This window comes from Nocardioides sp. (assembly GCA_037045645.1).
Lineage (GTDB): Bacteria > Actinomycetota > Actinomycetes > Propionibacteriales > Nocardioidaceae > Nocardioides.
The window spans coordinates 2,216,752-2,236,349 of the sequence record JBAOIH010000001.1 but is presented as its reverse complement, the minus strand read 5'-3'; the positions used below and the strand labels follow the sequence as shown (position 1 = coordinate 2,236,349).

Sequence of the window (19,598 nt, the reverse complement as noted above, 5' to 3'; positions counted from 1 at the left end):
GTCAGTGTCCTTCCGACTCCAGCGTGGCGACGATCGCGTCGCGGAGGGCGTCGACGGTGACGATCTGGTCGACGGAGCCGACCTCCTTGGCGCGCTCGATGGTGTGGATGCCGTCGAACTCGCGTCCGACCACACCGCGGCAGTGGCCCTTGAGTTCGTCCTGGACCGCGGCCAGCTCGAGGCGTGCCTGGTCGACGGTGTCGGGGCCGGCGGCGTCCACGGCCGCCTGCGCCTCGACGACCCGGGGGTCGGCCGCGACGCGGTGCGCCACCTCGCGTGCGAACACCACGGCCGCTGCGGGCGCGCCGCCGAGGACCGAGGCCCTGGCTCCGGCGACCGCGATCGACTCGAGGCGCTCGTTGAGGGCCTTGGAGAACACCACGAACGCACCGCCGTGATAACGGGAGAGGACGCAGAAGACGAGGGGGCTGCGGTGGTTGACCACGGCCCGACCGATCTCGGCGCCATATTCGAGTTGCAGCTCCCGCATCGATTCGGGCGAACCGTCGAAGCCAGACAGGTTGGCCAGGATGACGGTTGGCCGCACGCCGTTGCTGGCGTTGAGGGCGCGGGCGACCTTCTTCGACGACCGGGGGAACAGCGTGCCCGCAGACCAGCGGCGCGGCCCGTCGTTGGGCGTGACGCTGTGGCGCTGCAGGTCTCGCGACTCGATGCCGATCATCTGGACGGGGAAGCCGCTGACATGGGTGTCCCACACGACGGCGTTCTCGGCGTCGCGCATGTGGGGCCAGCGCTCCAGCGGGTCGTCGCCGTCGTCCTTGACCGCGGCCATGACGGAGCGGATGTCGAAGGGCAGCTTGCGCTCGGGGTTGAGGGCGTCGTCGAAGATGTCGCCGACCGTGGCGAACGGTCCTCCGTCGCCGGAGTGGTGCGGCGACGCCGCGATCGAGCGTCCGGCGGGGTCGGTGACCGGTGCCCGACGCGGACCGGACTCACCCGGGGCGACGTAGGCGACTGCGTAGTGCCGGAACAGCAGGTGGCAGGCCTCGATCAGCGAGGGTGCCCAATATTGCGCCTGGCCGTTGGGGCCCATGATCTGCTCGTAGCCGCCGATGCCCGCGTTGTCGTCCGCCGACACGGCGCCGGAGTAGTCCAGTGCGTCCTTGCCGGTGAGCACCATGGCGTTGTCGCCGGTGGCGATCAGCACTCCTCGAGTGTGCATCAACATGGTGGCCTCGGCATCCCAGTAGGACTGGGCGCCGACGTTGACGCCGGTGAGCACGACGTTGATCTCCAGGTCGAGCTGGGCGAGCTCGATGATCGTACGGAGCACACGCGCGGTCCAGTCGAGGTTCTCGGTGCCGCTGTCCATCGAGACCCGAGCACCGGACGACACCGCGAACCAGTCCACTGGCAGGCGCTGCTCGTGGGCCAACTCGAGCGCGGCGATGATGCGCACGCACTCGCCCTCGCCGAGCGAGGCCATCGACTTGCTCGGGTCGCTCAGGATGATCACCCGCCGCATCCCTTCGGGGTGCTTGGGCGTGCGGTTGGTGATCTCGCCGATCACGACACCGTGGGCGTTCTCACCGATCTCGCGCTCGACCGGCACCAGGGTGCCGTCCACGAGTTCGAGCTCGGTGAAGTCGCCGCTGGGCAGGTCGGAGTGCGCTGCTCCGGGGCTGGTGAGCAGTCGCACGATGTCGGCCGGGTGGTGCAGACCGCGGCGACGCATCTGTGCTGCCGTACGCCGGTGGCCGCGCAGCACGGTCAGCGGCCGGTCGGAGGGGGCCTTGAAGCCGATCTGGACGCCCTCGCCCTCGAGCAGGGTGAGGTGGACGACCCTGTCCTCGGCGCCCGGATCCGTGCCGCGCAGTCGCAGGACGATCTGGTCGAGGGAGAGGCCGCGGGCCGCGTGGGCGATCCGGTGGGCGACCCCCTGCAACGCGTCGTCGGGGAAGTCCCAGGGTGGCTGGACCTGGACCATCACCCGGTTCCAGCCGAAGGGACTGCGGCGACTGTGGGTGCTGTCGTGGACCCGGAAGGCGTCGAAGCAGCGCAGCAGCGTCTGCTCCAGCTCGGGGATGGAGGTGACGGTGCCCTCGTCGTCGCGCGCGGCGGTGAGAGTGCGCACCTCGGCGAGGGCGAAGAGTCGCTTGTCGCGCTCGTCGTCCCGGGCCGTGCCGGTGAAGAGGAACGTCGCCGGGGGAGCGGGCTGGCGCTGGAGGTCGAAGTCACGTAGCCGCCACAACTCCAGGCGTTCGGCCAGACACGGGTGCAGGTCGCGGAACAGGGCCACCTCTGTGAGGTCCCCGCCCGGCCCGGGTGCCCAGGACCGGTGGGCGACGTGGCCCTCCGGAGCGACGGGCAGGACCGTGGCGTTGACCTGGGTGGCCGCGAGACAGGCGCGGGCGAGCCTCGGGTCGAGGTCGAGTCGGCCGTCGGTGACGAGCAGCTCGACGACCACCGGCCCCAGTGCGGCCCGCTGGGCGATCAACGGTTCGAGTGCGGCAGCAGTCGCCGTGTCGTCGCCGAGGTGGGCGACCGCGATGACGCTGATGTCCGACTCGGCGTCGAGCTCCTCGGCCATCAGCAGTGGTGCTGCAGGGCTCGATGGGGTCGGCACCTGGACGAGGCGACGGTGGCGGTAGTTGTCGGCCGTCACCACGACCAGGACGTCCTCCCAAGCGGGTCGGTCCGGACCGGCCAGGCTCCCCAGCAGCCACGCCTCCCACGGCGGCGAGTCGAAGGCCAGGGTGCGCAGGTCGAGCGTGCGCTCTGCGGCGTCGGACTGCGAGCCGATCTGCTGGATGCGCTCCGTCATGATCGCGGTCTGGGCGGCGAGGTCGGCGTCGAGGACCGGCTGGGAGAACAGTCGGAACAGCACCGACCTGGCCAGCCCCTCGAGTTGGTCGGAGCGTCCCTCGGTGATCCAGACGACCCGTTCGAGGACCGTGCGGACCTGTTCGGTCGCAGGCACGGTCGTCGCCGGCTCCAGCCAGCGGCGCAGGATCGAGGCGAGCGCGGAGTGGATGAGGTCGCGTCGACGCAGCGAGCGGTAGAGGCGCAGGTGGGCGACGTCGTCGCTCTCGTCGTGGCCGACGAGCGCCAGGGCGGTGTCCAGGCGAGCGAGGAAGTCGTCGGGGAACTCCCGGTCCTCGCGGTGCCGCTCGCGCAGGTAGCCCACCAGGTGTGCACGCTCCGGGGCGTCCACACGGCCGGCGAGGGCAGCGCGACGCGGACCGAGGGAGTGGATGTCGGCGAAGGCCGCCAGCACGTCCAGCTCCCCGGCGAGTTGCGCCGCGGCGTCTTCGCGGGTGGGGAGCAGTCCGGCGGACAGCCGATCGGTCTCACCGCTCGCGGCGTCGAGGCCGAGCACCACCGTACGGAGCACGTCGAGCGGGGTCCGGTCCGGAGTGTCGGAGGCCAGCGCGGCGAAGTCGACGCTCGAGTCGTCGCCCGCGGTGTCGTCGTCGTCCACGACGTCGAGCCGGACGAGCGGTTCACCCGAGCCCACTTGCGAGTTGATGCCGACGTGGACCTCGCGCACGACGCCCGCAGCCGGTGCGAGGACGCGCGACTCCAGCTTCATCGACTCGATGGTGAGCAGGGTGTCGCCGGCCTCGACCTGGTCGCCGACGGAGGCGAGGACCGAGACGATCATGCCGGGGAAGCCGGCGCGGACGGTGCCGCCGCCGTCGGCGGAGATGCGGTGGGGCAGGCCGTCCACGTCGACCGTGGTGCCGTCCCCGCCGGGCACCACGAAGGTGCGGTGGGTGGAGCCGCCGACCCCCAGCACGCGAGCCGAGCCGTCGACGTGGTCGAGGGTCGCGACGATGTGCTCGCCGTCGACGCGCAGGTGGAAAACGTCGGCCTCGGGCTCGTTGACCTCGATGGTGTGGCTGGAGCCGCGGAATCCAGCTCGAACCGGATCGCGCCGCTGTCGCTATACTGCGGGCGGCCCACGGCCAGTGACCGGATGAACGTCTCACTGTCGAGACGCGCGGCGAGTCGGTAGGCCTCGATCGCCGCCTGGACCAGCGCCAGGGCCGCTTGGGGCTGCGGGGTCAGGCCGCCGGCAGCGACCAGCTCGTCGAGCCACCGCGTGTTGACGTTGCCCGACTCCACGTCGGGGTGGGCCACGATCTCCTGCAGGAACGACTTGTTGGTCGCCCCGCCCTCGATGACGACCTCGGTGTGGTCGAGCGCCCGGCGCAGGCGCTGGAGCGCGGTGGCACGGTCCGGCCCCCAGGCGATGATCTTGGCGGCCATCGAGTCGAAGTCGGCCGAGATCTCGTCGCCCTGCTCGATGCCGGTGTCCGTACGGATGCTCGGACCCTGGGGGGCGCGGAAGAGCAGCACGCGTCCGGGGGCGGGGGCGAAGCCGGCCTCGGGGTCCTCTGCGTTGAGCCGGACCTCGATGGCATGACCGCGGACCTCGGGAGGCGTGCCCTCCAGCGCAAGGCCCGAGGCAATCCGGATCTGCTGCTCGACGAGGTCGAGTCCGGTGGCCTCTTCGGTGACGGTGTGCTCCACCTGGAGGCGGGTGTTGACCTCCATGAAGTGGGGCTCGCCCGTCCCGGCGTCGATGAGGAACTCCACGGTGCCGGCGTTGGTGTAGCCCGCTTCGCGGATGATGGCGCTGGCGTAGGAGCGCACCTGCTGCTCGAGCTCGGGGTCGGGAATGCTGAGCCCGGACTCCTCGACGACCTTCTGGCGGCGGCGCTGGATGGAGCATTCACGGACGCCGACCGGCCAGACCGTGCCGTGGGAGTCGGCGAGCACCTGCACCTCGACGTGACGACCGGCGTCGACACGGCGCTCGAGGAACACGGTGTTGTCGCCGAAGGCGCGCAGGGCCTCCCGGCGGGCCGAGGTCACCGCGTCGGCCAGATCCGCGGGATCGAGCACCTCGCGGATGCCCATGCCGCCGCCGCCGGCGGCGCTCTTGACGAACAGGGGATAGCCGATCTCCGCGGCGCGGGCGGTCGCCTCCTCGACGGAGGTGACGGCGCCACCGCTCCACGGGGTGACCGGCACACCGGCGCGTTCGGCGAGCTTCCTTGGCCTGGATCTTGTGCGACAGCGCAGCCATGGCCGTGCTGCTCGGTCCGATGAAGGTGATGCCGGCCTGCTCGCAGGCCGCAGCGAACTCGGCGTCCTCGGCGACGAAGCCCCAGCCCACCCAGACCATGTCGGCGCGGCACTCGCGCAGCGCTCTCATCAGGCGGGGGATGTCGAGGTAGGGGCTGGCGCCTGCTGCCGGATCGGTGGCCGGCAGGGCGTCGAGGTCGAGTGCCTCGACGGCGCGGCGGACGAACAGCGAGTGCCGGTCGGGCGTCGTGTGGAGGGCGATGGTGTGGAACGCCCGCCCGTTGATGCCGCCGATCGACGCGGTCGTCTGGAGCAGTCGTACTGCCGCCTCGCCGCGGTTGACGATCGCCAGTCGCAGGGACTCGCACATCGACTCGCCTCCTCATTCGAAAGTGACGCTGGCACGACGACTGTAGATCTAAATGTCCATGATTGCAATGGCGGTAGGAGTGGGTGCTGTCGCGGCGCCAGCGCCGTCTCCGAGCCTGAGATTGCGCTCGCGAGACGGGAGAAACGGTCGGATTTCGAGTTCGACAAAAGGAGACGGGAAACTTGACGTACGACGAGAAATCGACTTATGTGCGGTTCGCGAGGCAGTCGGCCTTGCGGTGACTAGGAGGATCACGATGGGACTGGACGTAGCAATCACCGGCATTGGCGCGGTGTCGGCGCTCGGCTTCTCCCCACAGGAGTTGTTCGACCGCCTCGCCGCCAATGAACTCGGTGTCCAGGAGGTTCCCTGGACCAAGGACGACCCGGAGCGCTTCGAGTTCTGGGCTCCGGTCGAGGGCTTCACGGCGCCTGACTGGATGCAGGGCAAGAAGCTCGAGGGCATCGACCCCTTCGCTCAGCACGCCGGAGCCGCGGTGACGTCGGCCGTCGCCGACTCGGGCCTCGAGCGCTTCGAGTCCGACAAGACCGGCATCGTCATCGGCACGTCGAAGAACGGCACCCAGACCTTCGAGCGGGCCCAATATGACGTCGACCGCCTCGGTCGCGAGGCCGTCTCGCCCAAGCTGATGATCCAGGTGTGGCCCAACATGGCGGCCTCTCAGATCGCCATGAACTGGGAACTGCACGGACCCTGCCTCACCCTGAGCACCGCGTGTGCCTCGTCCCTGGACGCGATCGGGCTGGCTGCCCGGATGATCGCCAGCGGCGAGGTCGACGTCGCGATCGCCGGTGGTACCGAGGGCGGCCTGGCCTATGGCGTCGACGGCGACTTCGTGCCGGCCAGTGCCTACTCGCGCTACATGTATGGCATGGGCGCCCCCGTCCAGACGCCCGACCGTGCCTGCCTGCCCTTCGACCGCAACCGCGGTGGCATGGTGATGGGTGAGGGCGCGGGCATGTTCATCCTCGAGAGTGCCGAGCATGCCCTCACGCGCGGCGCCCGCGTCCACGCCTGGGTCCAGGGCTGGGGCTCGTCCTCGGAGGCCTACCACCCGTCCTCGCCCAACCCTTCGGGTGAGTGGGAGCGTCTCGCGATGTCCAAGGCCGCCAAGGAGGCCGGTGTCGACCTCTCGCGCATCGACATGCTCGCCGCCCACAGCACCGGCACGCCCAAGGGTGACGTCGCCGAGATCAACGCGATCAACGACTTCTATGGCGACCACGCCAAGGACGTCTCCGTCATGTCCATCAAGGGGACGCTCGGCCACCCCGCGGGCGCGGCCGGCGCTCTCTCGCTGATCACGGCGCTCGAAGGCTCCAAGCGGGGCCTGGTGATGCACACCGGCGGCACCACCGACCCGGAGGAGAACATCGAGTTCGACCTGGTCCTGGGTCAGCCCAAGGAGCGGGCGGTGGAGTGGATCCAGACCAACGCCTTCGGCTTCGGCGGCCAGAACGCCTCGCTGATCGTCAGCACTGAACGTCACGACGGCTGAGCCCGATCGAGGAGGGCCATGCCGTGCAGGCAGGCCCTCCTCGAGTCGTCCGTGCCCAGCAGGTCGACGACGCCGCTGGAGCGGCCGATCGCCCTCGGTGTCGCCGTCACGGTCGCGATCGACCCCACGCGCGCCGGCCTGCTGTAGAACAGGTGCAGCTCGCTCACGACTAGGCGTAAGGCCGGGGAGTCCTCGAGCAGCGCGCCGGCAGCCAGGTCGGCACACGCGCCCCAGATGCCGCCGTGCAGTGTGCCGAACAGGTTGGCCCAGTCGCCGACCCGTACGGACGTCGATGCACTATGTCCGTCGTCGGCGATGCTGACGTCGGCGCCGAGGTGCTCAGCCGCCGAGACGGCGGTGGGGAGCGCGACAGGCCGTACGTCGTCCGTGGGCGATCCCGTCGCCGAGGACACCTCGGGCAGGTCGACCACGCGGGTGCGCGTGGTGGCCGAGCACTGGAGGGTTCCGCCCTGGTCGCGTACCTCTCCTGCGGCGAATCCGCCGTCGGGACCGATGAGGACCTCCGTGGTGCGCACGGTGAGTGGCCCGGCGACCGCTGCCATCCCGGTGAACGCAGCCGAGAGTGACGTGGTCACCGACCAGGTGCCCTCGGGTCGGTGCTCGAAGAGGACCTCGCCCAGGACGTGGTCCAGAGCGACCATGAGGTGACCGTGGTGCTCGGTGTTGCCCTGGGTGGCCCAGGGGCCCACCTCGAGGGTGGCGCGGCGGTGTTCCCCGTCGAGCCTGCACGAGCGGAGCGCATAGCGGCTCTCCGGCGTCGACGCGGCGGTCACCCAGCACGGTCGGGTGGTCGAATCGGTCATGATGGCGTCCGTCCGTGACAAGAATGTGAATGCACACTAGGTGAGATGAGACGACAAGACAACTGTGGCAACGGTCAACAAGTGAATGTAGAATAGGTCCTGTGGATCTGAGACAGGACGAGATGCTCGCCGCCTTCGACGCCGGCGTGCGGCACGTCGAGCAGGGTGCGCTCATCGGGGCGTCGACGTCTCCCGCGGAGGCGTTGTTCGCCACTCGGCTCGTCGGGCACGAGGACCACCTCGCCCTCGCCGAGATGCCGGCTCCGGCGGAGCCCGGCGCCCCCGGCTGGTTCCTGCCGCTCGTCGACCTCGTCCTCGGGCGCACTGCCATGCGCCACACGTTCGGCAACGGCACCTGCGTCACGGTGTCACTCAGCCTGGAGTTCCATCACCCAGTCCTGCGTCCCGGTTCGGTCGTATGCGCTCTCGGGCGGACCGTGTCCGACGAGGGGGACACCATGAGCACCACGGTGGAGGTGCGCACCGAGACCGGTGAACTCGTTGCCCACGGCCACGGCCGGTTCCTCATGGTCGACGGGCCCCCGCCGGCCCCGGTGCCGGATCTGGCCGGTGCCGACAACAGTGCCGTGCTGGGTCGCCTCCTCGGCATCGACGACATGGTGGTCACCGGTGACGGCGTGCGCCACGAACTGATCCCTGGCGGTGACCTGGCGAACCCTTCGGGGGTCGTCCATGGGGGTGCGCAGGGCGCCATGCTGATGCATGCCATGGACCTGGTCGCCCGCCATCGTCGCCCCGGCGCCGACCTGATGTCACTGACCATCGACTTCCGCGGCCCGGTTGTCATCTCCGATGACCCGATGGCCGTGCAGGCCCGCATCGTGCGGGCCGGAGTCCACCTCGTGACCACCGAGGCCGAGATCGTCATCAGCACCGGTCGCAGCGCCACCTGGGCCCGCGGCATCCACCGGGCCGGCGCCGCCGGCTCCGCCCCCCACAGTGAGCGAGCCACGACATGAGCCCATCCATCGCCACCACGGTCGTCGACGGAGTCGGCCACCTCGAGTTGAACCGTCCCGCCGCCGCCAACGCCATCGACCTGTTGACGGCGCGGGCATTCGGCGAGGCGGTGTACCGGTTCGCCGCGTCGGAGTCGGTGCGGGCGGTGGTCGTGTCGGGTGCGGGCTCCCGGTTCTGCGTCGGGGGAGACGTGGCGGCGTTCGCTGCCGCCCCGGACCGCTCGGCCTACCTGCAGGAGCTCGCCGACGAGTTCGATGGAGCCCTCCAGCGCCTGCGCGCGATGGACAAGGTCGTCGTGGCAGCCGTACAGGGAGCCGTGGCAGGAGCGGGCATGTCGGTGGTGCTCTCGTGCGACCTGGTCGTCGCGGCCTCCTCGACCAAGCTGCTGACGGCCTATGCCGGCATCGGGCTGACGCCCGACTGCGGACTGAGCTGGCTGCTGCCGCGGGCTGTCGGAGGGCCGCGTGCGGCGGACCTGCTGCTCGCGGGCCGTGTGCTCAGTGCCCGGGAGGCCCAGGAGTGGGGCCTGCTGACACGCGTCGTCGATGACGGGGATGAACTGGTCGCAGCGACCACGCTGGCGCGTGCCGCGGCCGCCGGGCCGGTTCTGGCGCTCGGTGACGCCAAGCGGCTGTTGTGCGAGGCGTGGCAGAGCACCCGCGAGGAGGCCGGTGATGAGGAGGGGCGCACCATCGCGCGTCGCTCGGGTTCGTCGGAGGCCGGCGCCCTCATCGAGCAGTTCATCGGCCGCCGCTGAGGCGCGCCACCACCAGGGGAGCAGACATGAGCGCATTCAGGACGGCCTTCGCGGGAGCCGACATCGCCGCGCTGGAGCAGATCCTGCACCCCGAGGTGCGCTTCTGCAGCCCTGCAGTTCATACGCCCTACGCCGGCCGTGAGGTTACCCTCGTGGTGCTCGATGCGGTGACCTCGGTGATGGAGGCCTTCGCCTATGTCGACGAGTGGGTCGAGCCGGGACGCGAACTGCTGCGGTTCACTGCGTCGATCGACGGGCTGCAGCTCGAGGGCGTGGACCTGCTGGAGATCGACGCAGACGGCCTCGTCACGGACCTCACCGTGATGATCCGGCCGCTGCGCGGACTGGAACGGCTGACCAGGCGAGTCAGCGAAGCACTGGAATCGGGAGAGGGACGATGAAGCTTCGGGCTGGGGATGGCCTATTGGGGCTTGGGGTTCACCAAGGACGACCAGGTCGCACTCGCGCGCCATGCGGAGAGCATCGGATTCGATTCCGTGTGGATCGCGGAGGCTACGGGTCCGATGCCGTCAGCATCCTGGGGCACCTCGCGGCGCACACCGAGCGGATCCGACTCGGCACCGCGATCATGCAGATCCCGGCGCGGCCGGCGACGACCACCGCCATGGCCGCGGCGACGCAGGACAACCTCTCCGAAGGCCGCTTCACCCTCGGCCTCGGATTGTCGGGTCCGCAGGTGTTGGAAGGGTGGTACGGCACGGCCTACGGCCGCCAGCTGCAGCGCACCCGCGAATATGTGGAGGTCGTCCGCATGGCGCTGGCCCGCGAGCGGGTGGCCTTCGACGGCGAGACGATCCAGCTGCCGCTGGCCGACGGCCCTGGCAAGGCGCTAAAGTTGACGATCGGCCCGGTGCAGGAGCGCCTGCCGGTCTTCCTGGCCAGCATCGGCCCTCGCAACGTCGAGCTGACGGGCGAGATCGCCGATGGCTGGATCCCGACCTTCTTTTCCCCCGAGCATGTGGGGCTGCTCAGCGCCCCACTGCGCGAGGGCGCTGAGCGTGCGGGGCGTGACGTGGCGTCTATTGCGGTGTGCCCTCAGGTGCTGATGTTCATAGACGACGACATCGACGTCGCTCGCGACGCAGTCCGTCCGGCGCTCGCGCTCTACATCGGCGGCATGGGCTCGCGGGCCAAGAACTTCTATGTCGACCTGATGACCCGCTACGGATTCCGCGAGGAGGCCCGAGGCATCCAGGACCTCTATCTGGCCGGGCGCAAGGAGGAGGCGGCGGCCGCGATCCCGTCGGACCTGATCGACATGACGAGTTTGGTCGGTCCCGAGGACGTGGTCCAGGAGCAGCTGGCTCGTTATGAGTCCGTTGGCGTCGACACTCTGATCGTGGTGCCGATGGTCCAGGGAGCGGTCGCCCAGGGACAGCAGATCACGAAACTTCGTTCCGTGGGACAACAGCGGTTCGATGACGCAGGCCCGACCGACGTTCACCCAACTGGGGCCCAGGTGTGGGAGGGATTCGGACGCCCACCACTTACCCTCCGGATTCAGCCAGCCTGTTCCGGTGTTGGCCGGGTATAGTCGGGGGAGTCAGAGACAGCGAATCCCGCGTCACCACAAGGGTTTCGGCTGTTTCCCGAGTCGTTCGGTAGGACCCGGAAACGCCCCGCGTGATTCCAGAGGTCGCAGGTTCAAATCCTGCCCCCGCTACGATGTGATGTCTCAGGACATCTGCAAGGCCCGAACCCACGGGAGTGGGTTCGGGCCTTGTCTATTCCTGGGGTTGGTAGTCCTTGTTGGTGTTGATGGTGAGTTCGCGGAGTAGTTCGCCGGTGATGGCGTTGATGATGCGGACCTCGAGGTCTTGGACGAGCAGGATTACGTGGGTTCGGTTGTGGGTTCGTCCTACTCCGATATGGCGGAGCTGGCCGTGTACGCGCAGGGTGACGGTGCCGGATTTGTCGACGATGTCGTGCCGGACCCGGTCGTGGGTGTCGGTGTCGCGGCTCGGTCCAGGAACGGCCTTGGGCATGGTGTTGTAGAGCGCTGCCGGGGTGGCTCGGTGTGGCAGGGTGAACCGCCCCGGCGAGTCCGGAGGCTGGGTTTGGTGGCTCAGCCGGTTGGCGTGAGCTCGTTTCTTGCAGCGTAGTGCAGTTCCTCGGCCGCCATGGGCGTGAGGTCGGAGAGCGCCTCGTGAGGGCGCTCGTTGTTGAAGAAGTCGACCCAGTTCAGGGTCTCTAGTTCGACGTGTTCGACGCCGCGCCAGGGACCTTCAGGACGTATGAGTTCGGCTTTGTAGAGCCCGATCTGGGACTCGGCGAGGGCGTTGTCATAGGCATCGCCAACCGACCCGACTGAGGGGTCGACCCCCTCGTCGACGAGGCGCTGGGTGAAGGCAAAGCTGACGTATTGAGACCCTGCATCGGTGTGATGGATGAGGCCGGAAAGGTCGGTGACACCGGCCTGCTGGCGGGTCCAGATCGCATGCTCAAGGGTGTCGAGCACCAGGTCGGTCGTCATCCGCGTGGCGGCCCGCCAGCCCACGATCCGACGGCTGAAGACGTCGAAGATGAAGGCGACGTAGACAGTGCCTGACCAGGTCGCGACATATGTGAAGTCGGCGACCCATAGCTGGTTGGGCCTGCTCGCCCAGAACTGCCGATCGACCAGGTCCAGTGGTCGCTCGGCGGCCGGGTCGCCGATGGTGGTCCGGAACTTCTTCAGACGTAGCGCCCCGACCCAGCGTTGTTCACGGTAGAGCCGCTCGACGGTGCATCGAGCGACGTCATGGCCCCGTCCGTGCAGGTGCAGCCACATCTTGCGTGCACCAAACCGCGCGACCAGCTTCTGCCGGTTGCGCTCGGCGACCATGATCTCGACCAGCTCCGCGTCGCGGATCTGCTGCTTGGAAGGCCGGCGTGAGCGAGCCTCGTAGTAGGTGGACGGAGCGATCTTGATCCCGTGCTCACTGAGCACGCGGCAGATCGGCTCGACCCCGAACTCCACCTTGTGGTCCTCGATGTAGTCGATCAGAACCTGTTGGGGCGGTCGAGCTCCGCCGCGAAGAAAGCCGAAGCGCTCTTCAAGATCTCGTTCGCCCGCCGCAGTTCGGCGACCTCTTTCTTCAACGCCTTGATCTCAGCGATCTCCTCGCTGGACTTGCCGACGCGGACACCGCCGTCGATCTCGGCCTGCCGCAGCCACTTACGCAGCGATTCAGTAGAGGTGATGCCCAGCTTCGCCGCGACCGACCTGATCACGGCGGACTCGTGCGGATAGTCCTGCCTGGACTCCATCACCATCCGCACTGCGCGCTCACGCAGCTCGGTCGGGTACCTCGAGGGACGTGCCATGAGAGTGATCCTTCCAACGAATCAGCTCTCCGGACATGCCGGGGCGGTTCAGGGAGCGGTGTGGTCGGGTGGTGTTGTACTCGGTGGCGAACCGGTCGAGCAGCCTCTGCAGCTGGGCGATCGTGGCGGGCTGGTCGGGTTGGGCGCGTAGCCACTTCTTCATGGTCTGCTGGAAGCGCTCTACTTTGCCGCAGGTGGTGGGGTGATTGGGTCGGGAGTTCTTCTGGGTCACGTTCCAGGCTCGTAGTTGTTGCTCGAAGCCGTTGCGTCCTCCTTGGCGGCCGATCCCGGCCAGGCGGACGGTGTAGACCATCCCGTTGTCGGTCAATGTTGATGCCGGAATGCCGTGCTGACCTGCGGTTTCGCGGAAGGTGGCTTTCACGATGGGGGTGGTGATCGCCCGGTGAGCGGACACGTGCAGGGCATAGCGGGTGCAGTCGTCGAGCCAGGTGATGATCTCCACGCCCTTGGGGAAACTGACGGTGTCGGTGAGCGGGTAGTGGGTGAAGTCGGACTGCCAGCACTCGTTGGGCATGGCTGCTTGAAATCGAATGTAGGAGGATTTGGGCTTCTTTCTGGGTTCGGGGGTCACCACTTCATGGCGGGTCAGGATGCGATGGATCGTGGCGCGCGACAGGGTGATTGCGTGGTGTTGGGCGAGGTGCCAGCAGATGGTTTCGGCGCCGGCGTAGTGGCCGGCATCAGCGAGTTTCTGGTGTAGTTGCAGGACTAGTTCCACGGTCTGCGGCGGGGTCGCAGCAGGTGAGGTCTTGGGCGCTCGGGAGCGGGGTTGGAACGCCGCTTCGCCCTCGGCTCGGTAGCGGGCCATGAGCCTGCTGACGGTGGCTTCGGACAGCCCGTACGTACGGGCCGCTTGGGCTTGGGTGAGGCCCTGGGTGGTGATGGCGGTGATGACCAGCCTTGCTCTCGACACGGGAGAGCATCACGGAAACCGGTCTTGCAGATGTCGTGAGACATGCCTTGCAGATGTCCTGAACCAGCACACTGCCCCCGCTACCACTGCCCCCGCTACCACTGCCCCCGCTACCACTGCCCCCGCTACCAATCTGGCCCAGGATTCAGCGCGAATCCCGGGCCAGAAAGCATTTGATCTTGATCGACCCTCCAAGAACCCTCCTTTGTGGAGGCTCGTCGAACCCGCCCCAGCCACCGTTCGCCAGGGCGTGGGCGAAGCGCTGAGAGTGGGCCATGACGAACCCACTCACCACCCCTGAATCGCATTCGCTTCCGATGGCTGGCGTCGCGCTCACCGTCGACGACGCCGAACACATCGCCGCGGCCGTCGAGGCCGAACTCGCACCGGGCACTCAGGCCATGTACGCCGGCTCCTGGCGAGTCTGGGAACGCTGGTGCCAGGGGAGAAGCATCGCCCCACTGCCTGCCCCGCCCGAAGCTCTCGCGGCATTCCTTGCCGAGCGCGCCACTACCGGACTGACCTTCGGCACCCTCGACGCCTACTGCTCCGGCATCGCCCACCGCCACCACCAAGAAGGACTCGCCGACCCGACCGCGGACTTCCTCGTACGACGCGTGCGTCGCGGACTGCGCTGGATCATGGGTGTCGCGCCACGTCGCCAGGCCCACCCGCTCACGGTTGTCGAGCTTGGCCAGGTCGTCGACGCGATCGACCTTGACAACTTCACCGGGGTCCGCGACCGCGCCATCCTCCTCGTCGGCTACGCCGCTGCCATGCGGCCAGGCGAGATCTCGGCCCTCGACGTCGACGACATCGTGCGAAAGCCGACCGGAGCCTTGATCCGAATCCGACGCTCCAAGACCGACCAAGACGCGCGCGGCCAACTCATCGGCATCGCTCGCGGCGAGCACGCCGACACCGACCCGATCAGAGCACTCGACGCGTGGCTCAAGGTCCGACCACGCGGCACGGGCCCCCTGTTCACGCGCGTCCATTGGCGCAACCACCCGACCCTCGACCGGATGGGACCACGCGCGATCAGCCGGACCGTCCAACAGCGCGCGAACGAAGCCGGATTCGAAGGCGTCCCCGTCACCGGACACTCACTCCGCGCCGGCCACGCAACGACGGCCGCGGTCAATGGCGCGTCGATCGACCGCATCGCAGCCCAGACCCGCCACCGCGACCTCGGCACCTTGCTCAACCACTACATCCGACCCGCCGAAGCGATGATGACCAGCACCAGCCGAGACCTCGGGCTGTGACCCCGGAGCGAATTAGCGGCGATGTGACACACCACCCCGGACCATGCCGGGCCCAATCGGTGGCCTTCCGGGTACGACGACACGTACCCGTCAACGGTCGCGACATCCGTTGTCACCGTCAGCCCGCCACATGTTCCGCCGCACCGTCGCGACCGTCATCAACGAGCAGGCCAGCCTGAACCCTGCCTCCGAGCGCTCGGCCACGCCGATCCCAAGGTGACGATCGAGCATTACATCCGCCGCAACGAACAGGTGAACCCGCTGACCACCGAGCTGCTCGGCCAGACGTTTGCTCGTGAGGACGACTAGCGCGGGTCGAGTTCCTCGGCCCAAGCATCGAAGTAGGCCCGAATGGCAGTGATGGGTACGCCGACGTCGGGGAAGTCCTGGTCCTCGATGCGGCCGTGGGTCCGCAGCGTGGCAGCGAACATCGCGAGGTCGAAGCCTGGATCGACCTCGGCTGCCATCAGAAGCGTCTCCTCGCGGGCGAATCGTTGGTGCAGCACGTAGACGTCGACGAAGTCGCGGGGTTCCGCGCGGCCGAACAGCGCGAGTGTCTTGCGGATCGCAAGCTCGGCGGGCGCGAAGCTCGGGCCCGCGATCGTGACGGTCGGAGTGCTGGAGGCGGGACTGTCGACGGCGAGGTCCACGAGAACCGTCTCCGGACCGGTGATCGCCCACCGCCGAAACTCCTCGCCGGTCCGCACCAACTCGTGTGTCCACCCGCGAGCCGTGACCGCAGCGATGAGGGCATCGCTCGCTGCCACGACGCTTCCGGAGTGACGCGATGTGAAGAAGTCGAGGTCTTCGGTCGGCCTCGGCACGATCCCCTGGGCGATCAGCGCCGCGCCGCCGGCGAGTAGGAAGCCTGCCGACTCGGGCAGGGAGAAGAACACGTTGGCCAGTCCGACCTGGAAGTCGCTCAGCCTTCAGTCGCTCACGCGATGGCACCGAACGGACGCGATGAGCGGCTCCCAGGCGCTGCGGATCGCCCTCGGGATGACGAGCTCGTCCCAGAGGTCGACGAGCAGGGCCCCGTCCAAGTAAGCGAGCAGGTCGGCCGGTTCGCCTTCGCGAAGAACGATCTCGTAGACCCTGGCCCGGTCGCGTCGGTCGCGAAGGTTGTAGGGACGCGACGGGCCGGACCAGTGCAGGCGCTGGGGCGGCTTCACCGTCGCGAAGGCCGTGTCAGTGTCGAGACGCCACAGGCGATCAGGGACGACGAACGGCTCACCGCGGGCACCGGAGTGGATGGTGAACTCGACGCGGGGCACGAGGTCGAGATCGAAGCCACTGCTGTTGACGATGCGCTCGGCCACGGCCAGCGTCGGCGACTTGGTGCCGTGCTCGTAGGTCGAGAGCGTTGGCTGCGAGGTGCCCGAACGGCGCGCCAGTTCCCGCTGCGACAGTCCACTGCCGCGGCGTGCGCGCGCGATGATCGTTCTGGCCATGTCCCCCATGATATCCGCTTAGATATCGCTCCTCAAGGTCTCGCGAGGAGCCAGTCCTCCTGCTTGGAACGCCGCACGTTCGACGATATCGTGGTACCGATATCGGAGGTGTTGGCAGTGGAGCAGATCCTGATTCGCAATCTCCCGCAGGGGACGAAGGCGGCGCTGAAGGTACGCGCCGCGCAGCATCGGCGGTCGGTTGAGGCGGAGGCGAGGGACATCCTTGCGTCGGCCCTGGAGGCTGACCCGCTGACGTTGGTGGACCTGCTCGCGGCCGATGAGGGCGCTGACATCGAGTTTGAGCCCGGGCGGCTTGGACTGGCCGGCCGCGCGGCCGAGCTGTGATGGTGGCAGGCCGGTTCGTCCTGGACACCAACGTCGTGTCGTCCTTGCGCGTGAGGGGCCGCAATCCCAAGGTTGAGGCGTGGGCGTCATCAGTAGCGTTGGCTGACCAGTTCGTCACGGCATTGACGATCGCTGAGATCGAGCGAGGGGTGGTCGCCAAGGAGCGATCGGATGCGGCGCAGGGGGAGGTGCTGCGCCGGTGGTTCGAGGACCATGTTCTGCCGGCCTTCGCCGGTCGGGTGCTGCCGTTCGACGTGTCGGCTGAGCGGATCCTGGCGCAGTACCGGGTCCCGGAGCATGCGCCATTCGATGACGCCCTGATCGCGGCGATCGCCCAGGCCAACGACATGACTGTGGTGACGCGCAATGTCCGGCATTTCAAGCCACTCGGGGTGCCGACGATGAACCCTTGGAAGGCATAGTGGACGAAAGCGGAGGGATTCGGATGCCCACCACTTACCCTCCGGATTCAGTCAGCCTGTTCCAGTGCTGACCGGGTACAGTCGGGGGAGTCAGAGACAGCGGATCCCGCGACACCACAAGGGTTTCGGCTGTTTCCCGAGTTGTTCGGTAGGGCCCAGAAACGCCACGTGCGATTCCAGAGGTCGCAGGTTCAACTCCTGCCCCCGCTACGAATTTCAGGCTCGGATCCTCTTAGGATCCGAGCCTGAAAGCATTTGAGACTTGATCCGGTCATTACTTAGTCAGACTTATCTGACCAACAATGCCCCTGCCCAGCAGGAGAGTGGCCGTCCAGCCCTGCACTGGTGGCGACGACGCCGATACGAGGTCGCCATGACCACCTTGATGATCCACACCCTTCCCACCACACAAGCCCGGACCCTCGACCTCGGACGGCTCCCGATCGGACTCACCGAAACCGACACCGCCCGCATTGCAACGGCGCTCGGCGCCGCCCGCAGCGAGTCCACCCGTCGCGTGTATGCCTATGTGTGGGGCCAGCGGCAACGCTGGTGCGATGCCCACGGACTGAGTCCCATGCCTGCCGACCCCGCTGACGTTGTGCGCCTACCTGACCGAACGTGCCGCCGCCGGCCGTGCGACCGGCACCTTAGACATGTCATGCACCGTGGTCCGTCACGTCCACCGCCAGACCGGAGCCCTCGACCCGGTCGCCTCCGAAGCCGTCCGCCAGGTACGCCGCGGACTGGCCCGCACCCACGGCACCGCACCCCGCCGCCTCGCCAGACCCATCACCCTTAACGACATCCGCCAGATCATCGCGTCCGTCGACCGCACCACCCCCATCGGGACCCGCGACGCCGCGATCATCCCGCTCGGCTACGCCTCCGCCCTGCGGGTCTCCGAGCTCGTGGCCCTCACCCTCGCCGATGTCGACCACAAACCCGCCGGTCTGCTCCTGACCATCCGACGTTCCAAGACCGATCAGGAAGGCCACGGCGAACACGTCGCCGTGGCCCACGGCCAACACGCCAGCACCGACCCCGTCGCCGCCCTGCGAGCCTGGCGAGAGCTCCGCGGCGAAATCCCCGGACCGTTGTTCACCCGGATCTGGGCCAGCTCGATCAGCCTGGAACACCTCACCCCACACGTGCCGTCGCGAATGCTGCGTGCCCGCGCCCAAGCTGCCGGCCTCGATGTCACCCGGATCACCGGCCACTCACTGAGAGCCGGGCACGCCACCACCGCCGCCCTCGCCGGCGTACCACTGTCCCGGATCGCCGCACAGACCCGCCACAAGGACATCTCGGTCCTCGTCAACCGCTACATCCGACCCTCGAAGCGCTCGACTCCACCTCCAGCAAGGATCTCGGCCTCTAAAGAGCCAGCCGAGTTCGACGGGCTAATGGCGGCTGACGCCGGTATCCTTACCGCACAGGAGGTGCAGACCGATGACCGCGAGCGCGATCCAGCCCGAGCCGGTACCACTGGTCCTCGACCACGCCGGCCGTCTCATGGTGCCCGGAACCCGCATCTCCCTCGACGTCCTCGTGGCTGCGTTCAAACGCGGCAAGACGCCTGAAGCGATCCACGAAGGCTACGAGACCATTCCGCTGGCCGATGTCTACGCCATCTTCGCCTATTACCTGCGCCACCGGACCGAGGTCGAGGACTACCTCGCCGAGCAGCAACGTCAGGGCGACGAGGTGCGGGAGCGGATCGAGGCGATCTACCCGCCCGAGGAAGGCTTGCGGGCCAAGCTGCTCGCCCGCATGGAATCGTGACCCCGCGCTTCCTTGCCGACGAGAACATCGACCCGGACCTCGTGCTCGGACTGATCCGGGTTAATGCCGAGATCGATATCGTCCGCGTCCAAGACGTCGGCCTCCGCAGCGCAGACGACCCGACAATCCTCGAGTGGGCGGCCAACGAAGGGCGCATCCTGCTGACCCACGACATCTCCACCGTGCCGGACTTCGCTCACAAACGAGTTGCCCAGGGTCTGCCGATGCCTGGCGTCTTCATCATCAACACAGCGCTGCCGATGGCACGCGTCATCGACGACATCTCTCTGGGGGCCGAAGCCAGCGAAGCCGCCGAATGGCAGAACCGAGTCATCTACCTTCCGCTCTGAGAGACAGCCGTCGAGTCTGAGATGAGGAGCGACTCCGAGTTGGTGGCGATTGTGGGGACTGTCTGGACCAGCCTGCTGGCTAGAGGATTCGACTGGTCATCGAAAAGGCATCAGAAACGATCGGCAACGGTTCCATGCCAACCCGATACTCTGGACCATGTCCGACGAGGATTCTTCTCACCAACCCGAGGGTTTCCAAGCGGATCCGAG

General features: G+C 68.0%; 17 protein-coding genes, 2 pseudogenes and 1 other annotated feature. Of the genes and pseudogenes, 10 read left to right on the top strand and 9 right to left on the bottom strand.

What is annotated here, in order from left to right; genetic code table 11:
* Position 1 precedes the first annotated feature (1 nt).
* On the bottom strand, positions 2 to 3,760 hold the full coding sequence (locus tag V9G04_11105) for a carboxyl transferase domain-containing protein (protein ID MEI2713806.1): 3,759 nt from the start codon (positions 3,758 to 3,760) through the stop codon (positions 2 to 4).
* A gap of 302 nt (positions 3,761 to 4,062) precedes the next feature.
* Positions 4,063 to 5,052, bottom strand: a pseudogene (locus V9G04_11100) (fused acetyl/propionyl-CoA carboxylase subunit alpha/methylmalonyl-CoA decarboxylase subunit alpha).
* Positions 5,053 to 5,681: 629 nt separating this feature from the next.
* Here V9G04_11100 and V9G04_11095 point away from each other — a divergent pair.
* Positions 5,682 to 6,944 (top strand): beta-ketoacyl-[acyl-carrier-protein] synthase family protein, encoded by a 1,263-nt coding sequence (locus V9G04_11095; protein ID MEI2713805.1) that lies wholly within the window; start codon positions 5,682 to 5,684, stop codon positions 6,942 to 6,944.
* Here V9G04_11095 and V9G04_11090 read toward each other — a convergent pair.
* A complete protein-coding gene (locus tag V9G04_11090) occupies positions 6,932 to 7,768 on the bottom strand; it encodes a hotdog domain-containing protein (protein MEI2713804.1) in 837 nt (278 codons plus the stop codon). The genes V9G04_11095 and V9G04_11090 overlap by 13 nt on opposite strands.
* Before the next feature lie 101 nt (positions 7,769 to 7,869).
* On the opposite strand from V9G04_11090, the gene V9G04_11085 reads away from it, so the two are divergent.
* The 4 genes from V9G04_11085 (at position 7,870) to V9G04_11070 (ending at position 11,061) form a co-directional block, all read left to right on the top strand.
* Entirely contained in the window at positions 7,870 to 8,748 is an 879-nt protein-coding gene (locus V9G04_11085; GenBank protein MEI2713803.1) for a hotdog domain-containing protein, read from the top strand.
* Positions 8,745 to 9,506, top strand: a complete 762-nt coding sequence (locus tag V9G04_11080) for an enoyl-CoA hydratase-related protein (protein ID MEI2713802.1) — start codon at positions 8,745 to 8,747, stop codon at positions 9,504 to 9,506. The genes V9G04_11085 and V9G04_11080 overlap by 4 nt, the downstream gene beginning before the upstream one ends.
* A gap of 26 nt (positions 9,507 to 9,532) precedes the next feature.
* Entirely contained in the window at positions 9,533 to 9,907 is a 375-nt protein-coding gene (locus tag V9G04_11075; GenBank protein ID MEI2713801.1) for a nuclear transport factor 2 family protein, read from the top strand.
* Positions 9,908 to 10,005: 98 nt separating this feature from the next.
* On the top strand, positions 10,006 to 11,061 hold the full coding sequence (locus V9G04_11070) for an LLM class F420-dependent oxidoreductase (protein ID MEI2713800.1): 1,056 nt from the start codon (positions 10,006 to 10,008) through the stop codon (positions 11,059 to 11,061).
* A gap of 319 nt (positions 11,062 to 11,380) precedes the next feature.
* Here the strand turns inward: V9G04_11070 and V9G04_11065 are convergent.
* From V9G04_11065 to V9G04_11055, 3 genes and pseudogenes are all read right to left on the bottom strand, one after another.
* Positions 11,381 to 11,548: pseudogene (locus tag V9G04_11065) on the bottom strand (IS481 family transposase).
* Between the two features lie 44 nt (positions 11,549 to 11,592).
* Positions 11,593 to 12,833, bottom strand: a protein-coding gene (locus V9G04_11060) for an IS3 family transposase (GenBank protein MEI2713799.1) whose coding sequence is annotated in 2 segments (ribosomal slippage) — positions 11,593 to 12,551 and positions 12,551 to 12,833 — 1,242 coding nt in all. Because the reading frame shifts where the segments join, the coding sequence is not laid out codon by codon here.
* Positions 12,424 to 12,552, bottom strand: a sequence feature (AL1L pseudoknot). Its footprint overlaps the gene before it by 129 nt.
* Complete coding sequence (locus V9G04_11055; protein ID MEI2713798.1) at positions 12,796 to 13,767, bottom strand: IS481 family transposase; 972 nt, start codon at positions 13,765 to 13,767, stop codon at positions 12,796 to 12,798. The genes V9G04_11060 and V9G04_11055 overlap by 38 nt, the downstream gene beginning before the upstream one ends.
* Before the next feature lie 275 nt (positions 13,768 to 14,042).
* On the opposite strand from V9G04_11055, the gene V9G04_11050 reads away from it, so the two are divergent.
* The gene (locus tag V9G04_11050; protein MEI2713797.1) at positions 14,043 to 15,035 is read left to right on the top strand and encodes a tyrosine-type recombinase/integrase; all 993 of its coding nucleotides are present in this window, start codon (positions 14,043 to 14,045) and stop codon (positions 15,033 to 15,035) included.
* A gap of 305 nt (positions 15,036 to 15,340) precedes the next feature.
* On the opposite strand, the gene V9G04_11045 is transcribed toward V9G04_11050, so the two are convergent.
* The gene (locus V9G04_11045) at positions 15,341 to 15,931 is read right to left on the bottom strand and encodes a nucleotidyl transferase AbiEii/AbiGii toxin family protein (protein MEI2713796.1); all 591 of its coding nucleotides are present in this window, start codon (positions 15,929 to 15,931) and stop codon (positions 15,341 to 15,343) included.
* Between the two features lie 33 nt (positions 15,932 to 15,964).
* On the bottom strand, positions 15,965 to 16,486 hold the full coding sequence (locus V9G04_11040; protein MEI2713795.1) for a helix-turn-helix transcriptional regulator: 522 nt from the start codon (positions 16,484 to 16,486) through the stop codon (positions 15,965 to 15,967).
* A 117-nt stretch (positions 16,487 to 16,603) separates the two neighbouring features.
* On the opposite strand from V9G04_11040, the gene V9G04_11035 reads away from it, so the two are divergent.
* Both V9G04_11035 and V9G04_11030 read left to right on the top strand, forming a co-directional pair.
* On the top strand, positions 16,604 to 16,831 hold the full coding sequence (locus V9G04_11035; GenBank protein MEI2713794.1) for a hypothetical protein: 228 nt from the start codon (positions 16,604 to 16,606) through the stop codon (positions 16,829 to 16,831).
* Positions 16,831 to 17,253 (top strand): type II toxin-antitoxin system VapC family toxin, encoded by a 423-nt coding sequence (locus tag V9G04_11030; protein MEI2713793.1) that lies wholly within the window; start codon positions 16,831 to 16,833, stop codon positions 17,251 to 17,253. The genes V9G04_11035 and V9G04_11030 overlap by 1 nt, the downstream gene beginning before the upstream one ends.
* A gap of 659 nt (positions 17,254 to 17,912) precedes the next feature.
* Here V9G04_11030 and V9G04_11025 read toward each other — a convergent pair.
* Positions 17,913 to 18,473 (bottom strand): hypothetical protein, encoded by a 561-nt coding sequence (locus tag V9G04_11025; GenBank protein ID MEI2713792.1) that lies wholly within the window; start codon positions 18,471 to 18,473, stop codon positions 17,913 to 17,915.
* 232 nt (positions 18,474 to 18,705) lie between these two features.
* On the opposite strand from V9G04_11025, the gene V9G04_11020 reads away from it, so the two are divergent.
* Positions 18,706 to 19,038 carry a DUF433 domain-containing protein gene (locus V9G04_11020; protein ID MEI2713791.1) on the top strand — a complete coding sequence of 111 codons (333 nt, stop codon included), beginning with the start codon at positions 18,706 to 18,708 and terminating at the stop codon, positions 19,036 to 19,038.
* Complete coding sequence (locus V9G04_11015; GenBank protein MEI2713790.1) at positions 19,035 to 19,388, top strand: DUF5615 family PIN-like protein; 354 nt, start codon at positions 19,035 to 19,037, stop codon at positions 19,386 to 19,388. Before V9G04_11020 ends, V9G04_11015 begins: the two co-directional genes overlap by 4 nt.
* The last annotated feature ends 210 nt before the right edge of the window (positions 19,389 to 19,598 follow it).

Coding starts and splice junctions, on each gene's coding strand:
- V9G04_11030 (MEI2713793.1), top strand. CDS start 16,831: ATGGTGGCAGGCCGGTTCGTCCTGGACACCAACGTCGTGTCGTCCTTG.
- V9G04_11080 (MEI2713802.1), top strand. CDS start 8,745: ATGAGCCCATCCATCGCCACCACGGTCGTCGACGGAGTCGGCCACCTC.
- V9G04_11050 (MEI2713797.1), top strand. CDS start 14,043: ATGACGAACCCACTCACCACCCCTGAATCGCATTCGCTTCCGATGGCT.
- V9G04_11040 (MEI2713795.1), bottom strand. CDS start 16,486: ATGGCCAGAACGATCATCGCGCGCGCACGCCGCGGCAGTGGACTGTCG.
- V9G04_11075 (MEI2713801.1), top strand. CDS start 9,533: ATGAGCGCATTCAGGACGGCCTTCGCGGGAGCCGACATCGCCGCGCTG.
- V9G04_11095 (MEI2713805.1), top strand. CDS start 5,682: ATGGGACTGGACGTAGCAATCACCGGCATTGGCGCGGTGTCGGCGCTC.
- V9G04_11090 (MEI2713804.1), bottom strand. CDS start 7,768: ATGACCGATTCGACCACCCGACCGTGCTGGGTGACCGCCGCGTCGACG.
- V9G04_11020 (MEI2713791.1), top strand. CDS start 18,706: ATGACCGCGAGCGCGATCCAGCCCGAGCCGGTACCACTGGTCCTCGAC.